Genomic DNA, 15,191 nt, shown 5'->3' on the forward strand with positions numbered 1-15,191 from the left:
GCGCAAGTCACTGATTTAGCTTGTTCGCCTTGATGCGCACATAGGTGCCCGGGGCAGGGGCCAGCGGTTCGAAGGTCGAATCACCGGGGGTGCGCGCCGGAATCTGCTTGCCCGACCGCTTCTTGATCCAGGCCTGCCAATGCGGCCACCACGAGCCTTCGTGATGTTCGGCAGAGGTCATCCAGTCGTCGAAGTCGAGGCCAAGGTCGTCATTCAGGTAGTGCCCGTATTTCGGCTTGCCCGGCGGGTTGACGATGCCCGCGATATGGCCCGACTGGCCCAGCACGAACTGTTTTGAGCGCGACCCCATGGCTTGCACACCGCGATAGACGTCGCGGGCGGCGGCGATGTGATCGGTCTCGGTGGCGATCGACATCAGCGGCACATCGACATCCTTGAGCTGAAGCTTTTCGCCGAACATCTCGAAGCCATCACCGGCGAATTCGTTGCGCTGGCACAGGCCGCGCAGGTATTCCATCGTCATCTTGCCGGGCAGGTTGGCGCCGTCGCCGTTCCAGTAGAGCAGGTCGAAGGCCGGGGGCGTTTCGCCCATCATGTAGGACTTGATCGCCGGGCCGTAGATCAGGTCGTTGGACCGCAGGAACGAGAACGTCCGCGCCATGATGAAGGAGGGCAGGATGCCTTCCTGGTCGATCTCCTGCTCGATCCCGTCGACGAAATCGTCGGACAGGAAGGGCGTGAATTCGCCCTGATCGCTGAAATCCGTGAGCGCGGTAAAGAAGGTCGCGGACTTGATCGACTTGTCGCCGCGCTTTTTCAGCAGCGCGAGGGTCAGCGCCAGCGTGGTGCCCGCGATGCAGTAGCCGATGACGTTGATCTTGTCGACGTCGCAGGCCTGCTTGGCGACTTCGATCGCCTTCAGGTAGCCCTCTTCGACATAGGTTTCGAGGCCCACGTCGCGATAGTCGCCATCGGGGTTGATCCAGCTGACGACGAACAGGGTATAGCCCTGATCGACGACCCAGCGCACGAAACTGTTCTGCGGCTTCAGATCGAGGATGTAGAACTTGTTGATCCAAGGCGGGAACAGCACGATCGGCGTTTCATGCACGGTCTCGGTGGTGGGCGAATACTGGATGATCTCCATCATCCGGTTGCGAAACACGACCTCGCCCTTGGCGGTTGCGATGTTCTCGCCCACTTCGAAGGCGCTTTCATCGACCAGCCGGACCAGCATCTGGCCATTGTTGGCCTCGAGGTCCGCGACGAGGTTCTCCAGCCCGCGGACGAGGCTTTCGCCCTCGGTCTCGACCGCTTTCTGCAGGGCGTCGGGATTGGTGGCAAGGAAGTTGGTCGGCGCGAACATGTCGGTGATCTGCTGCGCGAAATAGCGGATGCGGCGCTTTTCCCGTTCATCGAGATCGTCCATCGCCTCAACCGCCTCGCGGATCGCGTCGGCGTTGATCAGGTATTGCTGCTTGACGAAGTTGAAATAGGGGTGGGTGTCCCAGAGCGGGTTGCGGAACCGCTTGTCCGAGGGGCCGGGATCGTCGGGCGCCTTGAGTTGCCCCTTGGCGAGCGCCTGCTGCGCCTCGACGAAATGGGTGACGGTCTTGCCCCAATAGCTGACCTGCTGTTCCACCAGTCGAGCCGGATTCGTCATCCATTCCTGCACATAGGCCTGCGCGGCTTTGGCATACAGGTCCGGCGCCGGCGCGTTGAGCGCCTCGGGTGTCGAATGTCTGCGTGTCAAGGCATTGATAAGACGTTGGGAAAGTTCCTCGACCTTTTCGAGGTTCTCCTCCAGCCGCGATGGTTTTGCACCTGCGGCCACCTCTTTTGTTGTCATATTAACGAAATCCCTCTATCTTCGCTGCTGTGCAGAAATTACCGTCGCCGGATGGAATGGGCAAAGCGACGAAATGGCCCGGACCCAGTGTGCACCGAGAAGCACGGGTCCTGCAACTTTTGGGAGTGCATTCATGCGCTACATGGCGACTTACGATCTTATGGAAACGATGCGGAACACCAACCAATGGTTGGGGGCGACCGCGCGCACCATGGCGTCCTATCCGATTTTCTCTGCCGTGCCGAACCCGGCACTGCACTGGATGGCGGCTTGGGGCGAGGTGACGGAACGGGCCTTTGAACGAATGGTGGTAAAGCCCGACTGGGGCATCCGCACCTTCACGCATGAGGACGGCAAGGACCACCTCGTCGAGGTCCGGACCGTCGTCGAAAAGGATTTCGGCGACCTGATCCATTTCGACGTGGTCGGCCGCGAGGAACAGCCGCGCAAGATCCTGCTGGTGGCACCGATGTCGGGCCACTACGCGACGCTTCTGCGCTCGACTGTGAAGTCGCTGATCGTCAATTGCGAGGTCTACATCACCGACTGGCACAATGCGCGCGACATTCCGGTGTCGGCGGGCAAGTTCGATGTCGAGGATTACACGCTGTACCTGATGGAATTCATGAAATTCCTCGGACCGGAGACCAACGTCGTCGCCGTCTGCCAGCCCGCGCCCCTGACACTGGCCGCAACCGCCTATCTGGCGGAGCTGCACCCGGAGGCGCAGCCGCGCACCCTGACGCTGATCGGCGGGCCGATCAACCCCGACGCGGTGCCCACCGACGTGACCGATTTCGGCGCCCGCGTCACCATGGGCCAGCTCGAAGAGACGATGATCCAGCGGGTCGGCTTCAAGTACAAAGGCGTGGGCCGGATGGTCTATCCGGGCCTGCTGCAGCTGGCCTCGTTCATGAGCATGAATGCCGACCGGCATGGCAAGGCGTTCCGCGACCAGATCATGCGGGTCTGCCGCGGCGAGGCGTCCGATCACGACGCGCATAACCGCTTTTACGACGAATACCTGGCGGTCATGGACATGCCGGCAGAATTCTACCTGTCGACCGTGGACCGCATCTTCAAGCGGTGCGAGATCGCCAAGAACGAATTCGTGGTGAAGGGCCACAAGGTCGATATGGGCAAGATCACCCGCGTGGCCGTCAAGACGGTCGAGGGCGCGAAGGACGACATCACCGCGCCGGGCCAGTGCATTGCCGCGCTGGACCTGTGCACGGGGCTTCCGGCCGAAAAGAAGGCCAGCCATGTGGAGCCGGGCGCCGGTCACTACGGTATCTTCGCGGGCAAGAGCTGGCGCGACAACATTCGGCCCTTGGTGCTGGATTTCATCGACCAGAACGCCGACAAGCCGATGCCCGCCCCAAAGGCGGCGAACGTCGCCTGAGCGGCTGTTCCCTGAAGGAGCGCCTTCGGCGCGCAGTTTAAGCAAAGACCCGCCTTTGGCGGGTCTTTGCCGTTTGGCGCCCGTGGCGAGGGCGGGGATGACCGTGAAGGCCGCGCCGGTTCAGAGGCCCTCGTAGGCGCAGAGCGCGTGGACTTCCATGCCGAGGGCTTCGAGTTTCGCGCGCCCGCCGAGGTCCGGCAGGTCGACGATGAAGGCGCAGCCGATGATCTCGCCGCCGAGCCGTTCGACCAGCTTGATCCCGGCCTCGGCGGTGCCGCCGGTGGCCAGCAGGTCATCGACCAGCAGGATCTTTTCGCCGGGCTGGATGGCGTCGTCGTGGATTTCCACGACAGCCTCGCCGTATTCCAGCTGGTATTCCTCGGAGATCACTGCACCGGGCAGCTTGCCCTTCTTGCGGATCGGCACGAAGCCAGCGGACAGTTGATGCGCCACCGCACCGCCGAGGATGAAGCCGCGCGCCTCCAGCCCCACCACCTTGTCGAAGCGGACCCCGGCATAGGGGTGCAGCAGTTGGTCGATCGCCATGCGGAAGCCGCGCGGGTCGGCGAACAGGGTCGTCACGTCTCGGAACAGGATGCCTTCGTGCGGGAAGTCGACGATGGTGCGGATGTAGTCCTGAACGGTTTTCTGGGGTTTCATCTTGGGTCCTCAGGTTGCGCGGCGCAGGCTGGCGGTCACCAGCCCCATCGCGATCAGGGTTGCGCCCCCGGCGCGGGTGATCCCGGTCAGTACGGACGGGCGCCGGATCATGCCGCGCAGGCGATCTGCGGCCAGCGCATAGGCCAGCGCGTTCGCTGCGGCGAGTGTGACGAAGCTGGCGATCAGGATGGCGAATTGCGGGATCAGCGCCTGGTCGGGCGTGATGAATTGCGGCACGAAGGCGATGAAGAAGGCGATGCTTTTGGGGTTCAGCGCGGTGACGGTCGCGTTGTGCCAGAACACGCCCTTTGCGGTGACTTGGGTCTCGGGCAGGTTCAAACCGGTGGTCGGCGCAGAGCGGATCAGCTTGAACCCGAGCCAGATCAGGTAAGCCGCCCCCACCCATTTCAGCGCGGTGAACAGCAGGGCCGAGGTCGCGACCAGCGCGCCGAGGCCCGCCAGCGACAGGCTCATGGCGATGAAATCGCCCGTCGCCACACCTGCGGCCGAGGCGACGGCGACGCCGCGCCCCTTGCTCAGCGCGTAGCTGAGCACCAGCAGGACGGTCGGCCCGGGGATCAGCAGCAGAGCTGCGGAGGCGGCCAGAAAGGCCAGCCAGAGGTCGAGAGGCATCAGCGGCCCTCCTTCGGGTAATGGCGGCGCAGCGCCATGATGTCCTGCGGGCCAAGGTCCTTGGCCGCGTTGCTGTCCTGCGAAAACACCGAGACGCCCTCGTAGACGGGTGTGCGGATATCCGTCAGCAGGCCAAGCGACTGGGTCAGTTCCTCGATCATCGCCGATTCATACTGGCTGATATGCAGGTTGGTGGAAAAGATGATCTGCGCGTGGCTGATCTGATGGGTGTCGGAGCGTGACCAGACGACCACGCGCGCGCCGGAAACGGTGGCGCCATCGACCCCGTCGATGCCGGTGCCGGTGATCGGCGCCGAGCCGTCCGTGTCGATCAGGTAGATCAGGATATCGGCCTCGTCCGGGTTGCCCTCGACCAGCGTGAGCCCGGCCTCGGCCCGGTTGATGTACTGGATGGCCCGCTCGATGGCGGCCAGCGCCCGGCGCTGTTTGCCGCCCAGATACGGGTCATCGACCTGCGCCAAGGCAACGGTCACCGCCGTGTCCGTCGGCCAATGCAGAAAGGGCTTGGAACACGGTTCACCGGGCGGCGCGGCGCAGGCGACGAGGCGATAGAAATCGTCGTCGCTCAACGCGCCGTCCACCTCGAGATAGTCCTGAGCCAGCAGCGGGGCCGCGCAGCACGCCCCGATCATCAGCCAAAGACGCATCGTGATCGTAGCGCGGGGTTTCACCCCGCGCCCCCCGACAGAACGCGGCCCGCCACGGCGTCGAGCTTCGCCAGCAAGGCGGGGTCGCGTTTTTCCGGCGCGGTCATGATGGCAAACTCAAGTGCGTGGTCGCAGCCATGCGGGCAGGGCGCCCGTTCGGCCCCAAGCAGGGCGGGCAGGCGGCGGACCATCTCGCGCCCGTTGGCGGAATTGCCGGTCAGGGTGCGGATGATGTCAGTGACATCGACGGCACCGTGATCGGGGTGCCAGCAGTCGTAATCGGTGACCATCGCGACCGAGGCGTAACACAGCTCCGCCTCGCGGGCGAGCTTGGCCTCGGGCATGTTGGTCATGCCGATCACATCCGCGCCCCATTGCTCGCGATACAGGCGCGACTCGGCCAGCGTGGAAAACTGCGGCCCCTCCATCGCCAGATAGGTGCCGCTGATATGGACATTGACACCGGCCTCCCGGGCCGCAAGGAAACAGGCCTCGCCCAGACGCGGACAGGTGGGATGCGCAACCGACACATGCGCCACGCAGCCAGAGCCAAAGAACGATTTCTCCCGCGCAAAGGTGCGGTCGATGAACTGATCGACGATGACGAAATCGCCGGGCGCCATCTCTTCGCGGAAGGACCCGCAGGCGCTGACGCTGATCACATCCGTGACACCCAGCCGCTTCAGCGCGTCGATATTCGCGCGGTAGGGCACGTCGGTCGGGCTGTGCACATGCCCCCGGCCGTGACGGGGCAGAAACGCCATGCTCACCCCGTCCAGCGTGCCGGTCAGGATCTGGTCCGAGGGCGCGCCCCACGGGCTGGCCACATCCTGCCACCGCGCGTCTTGCAGGCCGTCGATCTCGTACAGGCCCGATCCGCCGATCACGCCGATCATGGTTTGTGTCATGCCGCTCTCCGTCACTTTGTCCCTATCTTAAGACATCTCGCCCAAAAGGCTTCAACCGGTGTCTTGCAGTCACCGTGATGGCTGCGCCCTTAACGACATCTGAACGCGGCGCACGGTCGCGGGCGGGTGGCCTTTCGGGGGTGTATGCGCTAAGGGCCGTTTGCGCGAACAAAAGGACTGCCCCGATGAGAAAAGCACTGATGGCCCGTTTCGCGGGCCGGATCGAAATGCCCGACCTGTCCCTTGCCTCGGACGAAAAGCTGACGCCGGGGCGGTTGCGGATCGAGGTGCTGGCAGGGCTGACCGTTGCGCTGGCGCTGGTGCCCGAGGCGGTGGCCTTTGCCTTTGTCGCGGGGGTGCACCCGCTGGTGGGCCTGTATGCGGCTTTCCTCGTCGGGCTGATCACCGCGCTGATCGGCGGCCGTCCGGGGATGATTTCGGGCGCCACCGGCGCGCTGGCGGTGGTCATGGTGGCCCTCGTGGCCGAGCATGGCGTCGAATACCTGTTCGCCACGGTGGTGCTGATGGGCATCTTGCAGGTCATCGCGGGGGTCATGCAGTGGGGCAAGTTCATCCGTCTGGTGCCGCATCCGGTGATGCTGGGCTTCGTCAACGGGCTGGCCATCGTGATCTTTCTCGCGCAGCTGGGCCAGTTCAAGGTGCCCGGCACGATGGAAAACACCGGCCACGGGATCGGCGGCGGGGAATGGCTGACGGGCATGCCGCTTTACCTGATGCTGGGGCTGACCGGGCTGACTATGCTGATCATCTGGGGCATGCCGAAACTGACCAAGGTGGTGCCCGCGCCGCTGGCGGGCATCGCCGTCGTGGCGGCGCTGGTGATCGGGCTGGGGCTGGATACGCCGCGCGTCGGTGATCTTGCCTCGATCGAGGGGGGCTTGCCGCCGTTCCACGTGCCGATGGTGCCGTTGACCTTGGAAACCTTTGAAATCATTCTGCCCTATGCGGTGATCTTGGCCGCCATCGGGCTGATCGAAAGCCTGCTGACCCTGAACCTTGTGGGCGAAATGACCGGCAAGCGCGGGGGCGCGAGCCAGGAATGCATCGCGCAGGGCGCATCGAATATCGTCACTGGCTTCTTCGGCGGCATGGGCGGCTGCGCGATGATCGGCCAGTCGATGATCAACGTGAAATCCGGCGCGCGCACCCGGATCTCGGGGATCGTCGCGGCGCTGTTCCTGCTCAGCTTCATCCTGTTCGCCTCCGGCCTGATCGAGCTGATCCCGCTGGCCGCGCTGGTGGGTGTGATGTTCATGGTGGTGATCGGCACGTTCGCTTGGAACTCGCTCAAGATCCTCGCCAAGGTGCCGCTGATGGATGCCTTCGTCATCGTGCTGGTCACGGTGGTGACGGTGCTCGAGGACCTCGCCGTCGCGGTGGTCGTCGGCGTGATCGTCTCGGCGCTGGCCTATGCGTGGAACAACGCCCGCCGCATCCATGCCAAGACCTATACCACCCCCGAGGGCGCCAAGGTCTACCAAGTGCAAGGCCCGCTGTTCTTTGGCTCGTCCGACGGCTTTGCCGAGCTGTTCAAGGTCGAAAGCGACCCGTCGGCGGTGATCGTCGATTTCGCCGACAGCCGGGTGGTGGACCAATCCGCGCTTCAGGCGATCGAGGCGGTCGCCATCAAATACGAGGCCGCGGGCAAGCAGATCAGCCTGCGTCACCTCAGCCGCGATTGTCACCGCCTGCTGAACAAGGCCGGGCACCTGATGGTCGACAGCGACGATGACCCCGATTACGAACTGGCGGTCGATTACAACGTCAGGACCGGCATTCTCGGCGGACACTGACCCAAAAAGGCGGCCCGGAAGGCCGCCTTTTTCAATCGTCTTTCAATCGTCGCGCCCGGGGTCTTCCGGGTTGCTGGAAAACAGGGCGATCTTGTTGCCCTGCGGGTCGCGCAGATAGCCGACGTAAAAGCGCGGGCCATAAGCGGCGCGAAAGCCCGGCGCGCCCTCGTCCCTGCCGCCTGCGGCCAAGGCCGCCGCGTGCAATTCGCGGACCTGCTGTTGGGTTTGCGCCTCGAACGCCACCATGACCCCGTTTCCCGCCGTGGCGGGACGCCGGTCAAAGGTCGGCTTGACGTAGAAATCCGGATGGACCGGCCGCTGGCCCTGCGGGACCGGGAGGGCATAGCTGAGGCCCTCCGGTCCTTCCGTCATCTCATAGCCGAGGGCGGGCAGGAGCGCGGCATAGAACGCCTTTGCGCGCATCATGTCATCCGCGCCGACGGTCACATAGGCGATCATGCGCCAAACGCCACGAGTGCGGCGACATCGCCTGCCTCCAGCAGGGGGCGGGCGCGGGCGACCTTCTCCGGCGGCCAATCCCACCACGCCAGCGCGTTCAACTGCGCAATCTCGGCTTCGGAAAAGCGCATCCGCACCACTTGCGCCGGGTTCCCGGCGACGACGGCGTAATCGGGGATGCGCCCGCGCACCACCGATCCGGCACCGACGATCACGCCATTGCCGATCGATGCGCCGGGGGTGATCAGCGCGCCATAGCCCAGCCAGACATCATGGCCGATCACCGTATCGCGCGTGTCGGGCTGGTAACCCAGCATCGTGTCCGGGTCGAAGACCGCAAAGGGAAAGGTGCTGATCCCCTGGCTGTCGTGATTGGCCGAACTGCCGATGATCCGCACGCCATGCGCGATCTGGCAATACTTGCCGATGCTCAGCTTTTCTTGACTGAACGGAAAGAGGTAGGGCGCCAGCCGCGCCGCCCAGTCCTGGGGCGGGTCGAAGTCGCTGGCATAGGTGAACTCGCCGATCTCCATCCGCGGATGGTCGATCACATTCTTCAGGTAGACGGTGCCGGGATGGGGATTGCCATCGGGCAGGGTGATGGGATGCGTCAGGTGCGCATGGGGCAGTTGGGCAGCCATGGGGCCTCCTTGGAAATCTGGGTCGTTTCAGGATTTCAAAGGTTCTGCTCCACGGCACCCTCCATCGGTTGATCCCTGCTTGTAGCACACAGGCGCGATTGGCTCAATCGTCGGGGCGCTGCAATTCGAAAAGCTCGCGCACCACGGTATAGTCGCGATAGCCCATGCGCGAGAGCGGGTTGTAGGACAAGACGTCGAACCGCCCATCCTTCAGGCAATCGTCGCGCATGTGGATGCCCGTGACCTCGCCAAAGACCGCAAAGTTCGACGGGCCTTCGAGCTGGACGATCTGGGTCAGCCTGCATTCGAGATTGGCGGGCGCTGCGGCAACGCGGGCGCAGTCGATGGTCTGGCAGGCGGCCTTTTCCAGACCGGCGGCCTCGAATTCGTCTACCTCTTTGGAGAACCACTCGGACGAGGCGTTCATCGCGTCGCGCATGGCATATTCGACGATATTGACGCAGAAGACGCCGGTTTCGCGGATCTGGCTGACGGAATCCTTGGTGTTGTCGCGGTCGGGCTTGGCGCCGGTCGAGCAGAACATCACCTGCGGGGGCACGTAGGCGCAGGCGTTGAAGAAGGAATAAGGCGCGAGGTTGTCATGCCCGTCGCTGCCACGGCTGGAAATCCAGCCGATAGGCCGGGGCGTGACGATGGCGTTGAAGGGGTTGTGGGGCAGTCCGTGGCCGTCTTCGGGACGGTAGAACATGAGCGTTCTCCTGTTTGCGCAAGGGGTTGCGTCGTGATACGCCACACGCGCGCGAAATGCACGGGGGGCATGTGTTCACACTCGCACAGGAAACCACCGATGATTGGTGGGAAGTCGAGGCGCTGTATGACTTGGCCTTTGCGCCGGGGCGGACGGCGCTGTCCTCGTACCGGTTGCGCGACGAGGTGCCGCCGGTGGCGGCGCTGTGCCGGATCGCGCGCGATGAGAACGGCCAGATCGGCGGGGCGATCCGCTACTGGCCGGTGCTTGTGGGCGGGACGCCTGCCTTGTTGCTGGGGCCGGTTGCCGTCCACCCGATTGCGCAGGGCGAGGGTCTGGGCGCGGCGCTGATCCGCGACACGCTGGCGCGCGCTGGTGAAAAGGGCTTTGCGCGGGTGCTGCTGGTGGGCGATGCGCCGTACTACAGTCGGTTCGGCTTCGCCCGGCTCGACGGGGTCGAGATGCCGCCGCCAACGAACCCGGACCGTATCCTTGGCCTTGAATTGCAGCCGGGCGCATGGGCGGGCGTCACGGGCGAGGTCTCGCGCGCCGCTTGAACCGCGCGAATTCGCGCACATCTTTGAGACAAAGGAGTGCGCCATGACCGACCTGACCACGATCCCCCCCTCTGTCGATCTCGAACTGGCCGAACTGGCCCGGCGCCACCGGGCCGCATCCTCGGTGGGCATGCAGGTGTTGAATTATGTCGGCGGGCGCGCCGAGGGCTTGCTGGACAAGCTGCCCGGGCCGGTCAGGTCCGGCCTCGACGACGCCACTGCCCGCGCGCTGGAACTGGCGCTGAGCTCTGCCCGGCGGTCGCGCGAGGTGGTGCCGGATCAAAAGCCGTGGCTGACCACGGCATTGGCCACGGCCATGGGGGCAGCAGGCGGGGTCGGGGGCCTGCCCTCGGCGCTGGCGGAACTGCCGGTGACGGTGACGGTGCTGTTCCGGGCGATACAGGCGGTGGCGGCGGAATACGGTTTCGACCCCGATGACCCGCAGATCGCCCGCGAATGCCTGACGGTGTTTTCCTCGGCCGGTCCGCTGGCGGAGGATGACGGGGCCGAGATGGCGTTCCTGTCGGCGCGCGTGACCCTGACCGGGGCCACGGTGCACGGGCTGATCGCCCGGATCGCCCCGCGGCTGGCGACGGTGCTGGGGCAGAAGCTTGCGGCGCAGGCGGTACCGCTTCTGGGGGCGGCGGCGGGGGCCGCGACGAACTATGCCTATACCAGCTATTACCAGAACATGGCGCATGTGCATTTCGGCCTGTTGCGCCTGTCCGAGCAGTCCGGGCGCGACCGCGTGACGCTTGTTGCGGAACTGAAAGATCAAATCGAAGTTTCGCGGAAAAAGAAGCGGATTCGCTAACCTCCTGTTAAGGTTAAGGGCGTATCAGAAAGGTGTCCCGAGGAGGAAATCCTCGAAGTCTATGGGGCCGCCCGCGAAATCTTCATGCTGGCCAGAAGGCGTATCGGCATGGCTACGGGCAGGACGGGCCTCGATGCCGCGCAGAACGCGCCGGCAGTGTCGTCGGGCAGAAGTCCGGAGATGCGAGAGACGAGCCGACTTTGCACCCGGTGCCTGACAAAACGTCGGGACCGGGTGCCTTTCTGTCGGCCCAAGCGCGCAAGGCCCTTCGAAGGGCCTTGGACCAAGCGCCTTCCAAGGCGCTTTTTGACGCGTCTTGCAAGACGCGTGTTTCAAGGCGCTTCGAAGCGCCTTGCCCCCGGACTCAGCCGTTTTCGCGCAGGTAATCCATGACCGCCTGCCGCACCGATTGCTGGCCTTCGGCGCGCGCCGTGTCGATCACCTCGCGGACCTCGGACAGCCGATAGCGCATCAGCAGCGATTTGACCGGGCCGATGCTGGCCGGGCGCATCGACAGCGTATGGATGCCCATCGCCGCAAGGCACAGCGCCTCGACCGGGCGGCCCGCATCCTCGCCGCAAAAGCTGAGCGGTGTGCCGGTGGCATGGCAGCGCATCACGATCCATTCGAGAAAGGACAGGAACGACACGTTCAACGTGTCGTAGCGCCGGCGCACGCGCTCGTTCTCGCGGTCGGCGGCAAAGAAGAACTGCTTCAGGTCGTTACCGCCGATTGACAGGAACTCCACCTCCTCGAAGAACCTGAGCGAGGCATAGGCCAAGGAGGGCGTTTCCAGCATCGTGCCAACTTCGATCCGTTCGGGGATCGGGTGGCCCAGCCGTTTCTCGCGCGCGATGACCTTGTCCATCTCGTCGCGGGCGCGGGCAAATTCCTCGTATTGCGCGATGAAGGGGAACATCACCGACAGGGGCCGCCCGTTGGCGGCGCGGATCAGCGCTTGCAACTGCATGCGCATCACACCGGGCCGGTCCAGCGCCACGCGGATCGCGCGCCAGCCGAGCGCCGGGTTGGGCTCCTCCTGCGGCTTCATGTAGGGCAGGACCTTGTCCGAGCCGATATCGAGCGTGCGGAACACCACGCGCTTGCCCGTCGCCGCGTCGATCACCCGCGAATACAGTGCCGCCAGTTCGTCGCGGCGGGGCATCTGGTTGCGCACGAGGAATTGCAGTTCGGTGCGGAACAGGCCCACACCCTCGGCCCCCGACGAGGCCAGCGAAGGCAGGTCCGCCATCAGCCCGGCATTCATGTGCAGATGCACGCGCACCCCGTCCGCCGTCACGCAATCGGTGTCGCGGATCGAGGCATAGCGTTCCTGCGCCTTGGCCTGCATCGCCATCTTGTCCTGAAAGGCGTTGCTGACGCTTTCATCGGGGCGCAGGTGGACGATGCCCTGATCACCATCGACCAGAATGAAATCGCCGTTCAGCGCCTCGTTTGTGATCCGTTCGGCATGGATCACCAGCGGGATCGCGAGCGCGCGGGCGACGATGGCGGCGTGGCTGCCGACCGATCCTTCCTCCAGCACCACGCCCTTGAGGGTGTTGCCATATTCCAGCAATTCGCCTGGGCCGATATTGCGGGCGATCAGGATCGGGTCGGCGGGCATTTCCGATCCGGTCTGGCGGCCTTGCCCCGTCAGGATGCGCAGCAGGCGGTTCGACAGGTCGTCGAGGTCGTGCAGACGTTCGCGCAGGTAGCCGTCGGTGACTTGGGACATGCGGGCGCGGGCGGTGGATTGCTCTTTCTCCACGGCGGCCTCGGCGGACAGGCCGCGCCCGATATCTTCTTCCATGCGCCGCATCCAGCCCTTGGAATTGGCGAACATGCGATAGGCTTCGAGCACCTGCACCTGTTCGTTGTCGGTGATCGTGGCGCCGGCCAGCATCTGGTCGACCGACACGCGCAGCGTGTCGACCGCGTCGCGCAGGCGTTGACGTTCGGTGTCGGGATCGTCGCCGACCATGTTGGTCACGACGACGCGGGCCTCGTGCAGCCAGACATGGCCCATGGCGCTGCCTTCCTGCCCGGTCGCGCCGCGAAACAGCACCGCCTGCGTGTGCCGCGCCTTCAGCGCCGCGCCTTCACCGACAAAGGCGCCCAGTTCGGCCATCTCGGCCAGCACCATGGCGACCACTTCGAGCGCATAGACCTCGTCCTCGGAGAATTCGCGCTTTTGCTTGGACTGCACGACCAGCACGCCCAGCTTTTCGCCCAGCCGCTGGATCGGAATGCCGAGGAAGCTGGAATAGATTTCCTCGCCCGTCTCGGGCATGTAGCGGAAGCCCGGTTCGGACGGCGCATCGGCGGAGTTCACCGTCTTGCCGGTGCGGCCGACGCGACCGACCAGACCTTCGCCCAGCTTCATGCGGGTCTGGTGGACGGCCTCGGCCTTGAGACCTTCGGTGGCGCACAATTCCAGCGTTTCGGGATCGCGGAACAGGTAGATCGAGCAGACCTCGGTGCCCATGCTGTCGGCGGTCAGGTGGGTTATCTTGTCGAGCCGCTCCTGACCTTCGGCCTCTTCGGCCATGATGTCGCGCAAGCGACGCAGCAGCTTGCGGCTTTCGCTTTCAAGACCGTTCGGCATGGGATGGCTGCTCCGTTTCGTCCCCTCGAGAACCAGCTATAGGCGAGTTGGAGGGGGAAGGAAAAGCGATAAGCGAGATGGCGCTTTTCCGGCACTGCTGACGGGCTGGGCAAGTGACCGGCAAATAGGCACCCCGCGCCGTGCCAGTCGTTCAGGTGGGATCGATCGGCATGTGGCGCGGGTCGCTGCCATCGGTGATCCGGCGGGGCAGGGCGGCCAGCGCCGTCGCGAGTTCGGCGGGGTCATGGCTGGGGCGCTCGATCGAGATGCGGGCGCGGCCCAGCCGGGGATGCAGCTTGCGGGCGAGCACCCAAGTCCCCAGCAGCCCCGCGCCGCCCGCCGCGAAAACCGCCGAGAGCGGCGCCACCAGAAGCACCAGCCACGCCACGCCGGGCGTGACGATGCCGGACACATCGCGGAAGCTGGCATAGATGGCGGACATCTCGGTGCGCTCCGAGGGCTTGACCGCCAGCAGGAACGGCAGCCCGCCCGCGACGTCCAGCAGGATCAGGAAGATCGACCCCGCCATCAGCAGCCCGACCGCCCCGGCGGGAAAGCCGCTGGCCAGCGTCGCGCCGACAAAGAGCACCCCCGACATCAGGAACCCCGTGCGCACCGCCATGCGCACCGAACTGCGCTGCATGAAGCGCAGCATGAGCGGCGACAGGAACAGCGCGCCATTGGTGATCGACAGGGCGATCCCGCCCAACTGGTGGCCCAGCCCGTTCTGTACGGCAAAAATCGGCAGGTAGACGATATAGACCCACCACCCGCAGGACCGCACCACGGCAAAGATCCAGCCCGTGACAAGGCGCGGCTGCGCGATGAAGCGTCCGAAATAGGCCAGCGGATTGGCGGGGGGGCGGCGGCTTTTGGTGATCAGCTTGCCATTGCCCAGCCGCATCACGAGGAAGATGGCCAGCATGGCCAGCGCCGCCGCCGCGGCAATGAGGAATGGCGCGGGGCGCCAGAGGCCGTAAAGCAAGGTGCCGAGCGCCGGACCGGCGGTCCAGCCCGCCGCACTGTAGAACAGGCGCGAGGTCTCGAACCGGCCCAGCTCGATCCGGGCGACGTGGTCGAGCACATAGGCGTTGAAGCAGACAAAGGTCGTGGCGGTGGCAAAGGTCGTCAGCGCCAGCCCGGCAATCGCCGCGCCTGGCGTTTCCAGCACGGTCACGGCGGCGCCCGAGACGAACATCAGCGCGCCGGTGACATAGACCCACCAGCGCGGCACGAAGCGGATCAGGTAGGGCACCAGCAGCCCGATCAGCAACGACAGCGCGCCGGTGGCGAAATAGACCTCGGAGACGATGCGCGCATCGCGCAGCGCGTCATACATGACGATCGGAAAGACCGAGATCAGGATGCCGCGGGCAATGGCTTCGGTCCCGGCGAGGATGGCAAAGCCCCGCACGCTGGGGGCGGGGGCGTGGCGGAGCCATTCGGGTATGCGGCGGTCATGCATCGGGACGTTCCGGCTGTGATGCGGTCATACACCCCGTTTTTTC

Annotated in this window: 14 protein-coding genes; 4 read left to right on the top strand and 10 right to left on the bottom strand. The window is 65.0% G+C overall.

Going from position 1 to position 15,191, the window contains the following annotated elements; all coding sequences use genetic code 11:
• Positions 1 to 7: 7 nt before the first annotated feature.
• Positions 8 to 1,810: a PHA/PHB synthase family protein gene (locus tag D8Z78_RS04985; protein WP_121631308.1), complete on the bottom strand. Its 1,803-nt coding sequence runs from the start codon at positions 1,808 to 1,810 to the stop codon at positions 8 to 10.
• Between the two features lie 133 nt (positions 1,811 to 1,943).
• On the opposite strand from D8Z78_RS04985, the gene phaZ reads away from it, so the two are divergent.
• Positions 1,944 to 3,212: a polyhydroxyalkanoate depolymerase gene (phaZ, locus tag D8Z78_RS04990; protein ID WP_121631307.1), complete on the top strand. Its 1,269-nt coding sequence runs from the start codon at positions 1,944 to 1,946 to the stop codon at positions 3,210 to 3,212.
• 120 nt (positions 3,213 to 3,332) lie between these two features.
• Here the strand turns inward: phaZ and D8Z78_RS04995 are convergent, their stop codons facing one another.
• From D8Z78_RS04995 to D8Z78_RS05010, 4 genes are read right to left on the bottom strand one after another with little or no spacing between them, the layout of a single operon-like run.
• Positions 3,333 to 3,872, bottom strand: a complete 540-nt coding sequence (locus D8Z78_RS04995; RefSeq protein WP_121631306.1) for an adenine phosphoribosyltransferase — start codon at positions 3,870 to 3,872, stop codon at positions 3,333 to 3,335.
• Between the two features lie 9 nt (positions 3,873 to 3,881).
• Complete coding sequence (locus D8Z78_RS05000; RefSeq protein WP_121631305.1) at positions 3,882 to 4,505, bottom strand: LysE family translocator; 624 nt, start codon at positions 4,503 to 4,505, stop codon at positions 3,882 to 3,884.
• Positions 4,505 to 5,197 carry a DUF2927 domain-containing protein gene (locus tag D8Z78_RS05005; protein ID WP_128910605.1) on the bottom strand — a complete coding sequence of 231 codons (693 nt, stop codon included), beginning with the start codon at positions 5,195 to 5,197 and terminating at the stop codon, positions 4,505 to 4,507. Before D8Z78_RS05005 ends, D8Z78_RS05000 begins: the two co-directional genes overlap by 1 nt.
• Entirely contained in the window at positions 5,194 to 6,081 is an 888-nt protein-coding gene (locus D8Z78_RS05010) for an S-methyl-5'-thioadenosine phosphorylase (protein ID WP_121631303.1), read from the bottom strand. Before D8Z78_RS05010 ends, D8Z78_RS05005 begins: the two co-directional genes overlap by 4 nt.
• A gap of 185 nt (positions 6,082 to 6,266) precedes the next feature.
• Here D8Z78_RS05010 and D8Z78_RS05015 point away from each other — a divergent pair, with 185 nt between their 5' ends.
• Positions 6,267 to 7,895 carry a SulP family inorganic anion transporter gene (locus D8Z78_RS05015; protein WP_121631302.1) on the top strand — a complete coding sequence of 543 codons (1,629 nt, stop codon included), beginning with the start codon at positions 6,267 to 6,269 and terminating at the stop codon, positions 7,893 to 7,895.
• A 42-nt stretch (positions 7,896 to 7,937) separates the two neighbouring features.
• Here D8Z78_RS05015 and D8Z78_RS05020 read toward each other — a convergent pair whose 3' ends face one another.
• The 3 genes from D8Z78_RS05020 to D8Z78_RS05030 all read right to left on the bottom strand — a co-directional run bounded on the left by D8Z78_RS05020 (position 7,938) and on the right by D8Z78_RS05030 (position 9,704).
• Positions 7,938 to 8,354, bottom strand: coding sequence for a VOC family protein (locus tag D8Z78_RS05020; protein ID WP_121631301.1), 417 nt, complete (start codon positions 8,352 to 8,354; stop codon positions 7,938 to 7,940).
• On the bottom strand, positions 8,351 to 8,995 hold the full coding sequence (locus D8Z78_RS05025) for a CatB-related O-acetyltransferase (protein WP_121631300.1): 645 nt from the start codon (positions 8,993 to 8,995) through the stop codon (positions 8,351 to 8,353). Before D8Z78_RS05025 ends, D8Z78_RS05020 begins: the two co-directional genes overlap by 4 nt.
• A 103-nt stretch (positions 8,996 to 9,098) precedes the next feature.
• Positions 9,099 to 9,704 (bottom strand): flavin reductase family protein, encoded by a 606-nt coding sequence (locus tag D8Z78_RS05030; protein ID WP_121631299.1) that lies wholly within the window; start codon positions 9,702 to 9,704, stop codon positions 9,099 to 9,101.
• A 71-nt stretch (positions 9,705 to 9,775) separates the two neighbouring features.
• On the opposite strand from D8Z78_RS05030, the gene D8Z78_RS05035 reads away from it, so the two are divergent.
• Both D8Z78_RS05035 and D8Z78_RS05040 read left to right on the top strand, forming a co-directional pair.
• Positions 9,776 to 10,261 (top strand): GNAT family N-acetyltransferase, encoded by a 486-nt coding sequence (locus tag D8Z78_RS05035; protein WP_121631431.1) that lies wholly within the window; start codon positions 9,776 to 9,778, stop codon positions 10,259 to 10,261.
• Positions 10,262 to 10,304: 43 nt separating this feature from the next.
• Positions 10,305 to 11,075: an EcsC family protein gene (locus D8Z78_RS05040; protein WP_121631298.1), complete on the top strand. Its 771-nt coding sequence runs from the start codon at positions 10,305 to 10,307 to the stop codon at positions 11,073 to 11,075.
• A 364-nt stretch (positions 11,076 to 11,439) separates the two neighbouring features.
• Here D8Z78_RS05040 and ptsP read toward each other — a convergent pair whose 3' ends face one another.
• Together ptsP and D8Z78_RS05050 are read right to left on the bottom strand one after the other, a co-directional pair.
• Positions 11,440 to 13,683, bottom strand: a complete 2,244-nt coding sequence (ptsP, locus tag D8Z78_RS05045) for a phosphoenolpyruvate--protein phosphotransferase (protein ID WP_121634170.1) — start codon at positions 13,681 to 13,683, stop codon at positions 11,440 to 11,442.
• A gap of 151 nt (positions 13,684 to 13,834) precedes the next feature.
• Positions 13,835 to 15,148: an MFS transporter gene (locus tag D8Z78_RS05050; protein WP_121634168.1), complete on the bottom strand. Its 1,314-nt coding sequence runs from the start codon at positions 15,146 to 15,148 to the stop codon at positions 13,835 to 13,837.
• Between the last annotated feature and the right edge of the window lie 43 nt (positions 15,149 to 15,191).

It is taken from the genome of Tropicibacter alexandrii, from assembly GCF_003667315.2.
In the GTDB taxonomy this organism is placed as follows: Bacteria; Pseudomonadota; Alphaproteobacteria; order Rhodobacterales; family Rhodobacteraceae; genus Tropicibacter; species Tropicibacter alexandrii.

Bases quoted from the DNA above. Each gene is read 5' to 3' on its own strand.
- ptsP (WP_121634170.1), bottom strand. From the start codon at position 13,683: ATGCCGAACGGTCTTGAAAGCGAAAGCCGCAAGCTGCTGCGTCGCTTG.
- D8Z78_RS05025 (WP_121631300.1), bottom strand. From the start codon at position 8,995: ATGGCTGCCCAACTGCCCCATGCGCACCTGACGCATCCCATCACCCTG.
- phaZ (WP_121631307.1), top strand. From the start codon at position 1,944: ATGCGCTACATGGCGACTTACGATCTTATGGAAACGATGCGGAACACC.
- D8Z78_RS05030 (WP_121631299.1), bottom strand. From the start codon at position 9,704: ATGTTCTACCGTCCCGAAGACGGCCACGGACTGCCCCACAACCCCTTC.
- D8Z78_RS05015 (WP_121631302.1), top strand. From the start codon at position 6,267: ATGAGAAAAGCACTGATGGCCCGTTTCGCGGGCCGGATCGAAATGCCC.
- D8Z78_RS05000 (WP_121631305.1), bottom strand. From the start codon at position 4,505: ATGCCTCTCGACCTCTGGCTGGCCTTTCTGGCCGCCTCCGCAGCTCTG.
- D8Z78_RS05050 (WP_121634168.1), bottom strand. From the start codon at position 15,148: ATGCATGACCGCCGCATACCCGAATGGCTCCGCCACGCCCCCGCCCCC.
- D8Z78_RS05020 (WP_121631301.1), bottom strand. From the start codon at position 8,354: ATGATCGCCTATGTGACCGTCGGCGCGGATGACATGATGCGCGCAAAG.
- D8Z78_RS04995 (WP_121631306.1), bottom strand. From the start codon at position 3,872: ATGAAACCCCAGAAAACCGTTCAGGACTACATCCGCACCATCGTCGAC.
- D8Z78_RS04985 (WP_121631308.1), bottom strand. From the start codon at position 1,810: ATGACAACAAAAGAGGTGGCCGCAGGTGCAAAACCATCGCGGCTGGAG.
- D8Z78_RS05010 (WP_121631303.1), bottom strand. From the start codon at position 6,081: ATGACACAAACCATGATCGGCGTGATCGGCGGATCGGGCCTGTACGAG.
- D8Z78_RS05040 (WP_121631298.1), top strand. From the start codon at position 10,305: ATGACCGACCTGACCACGATCCCCCCCTCTGTCGATCTCGAACTGGCC.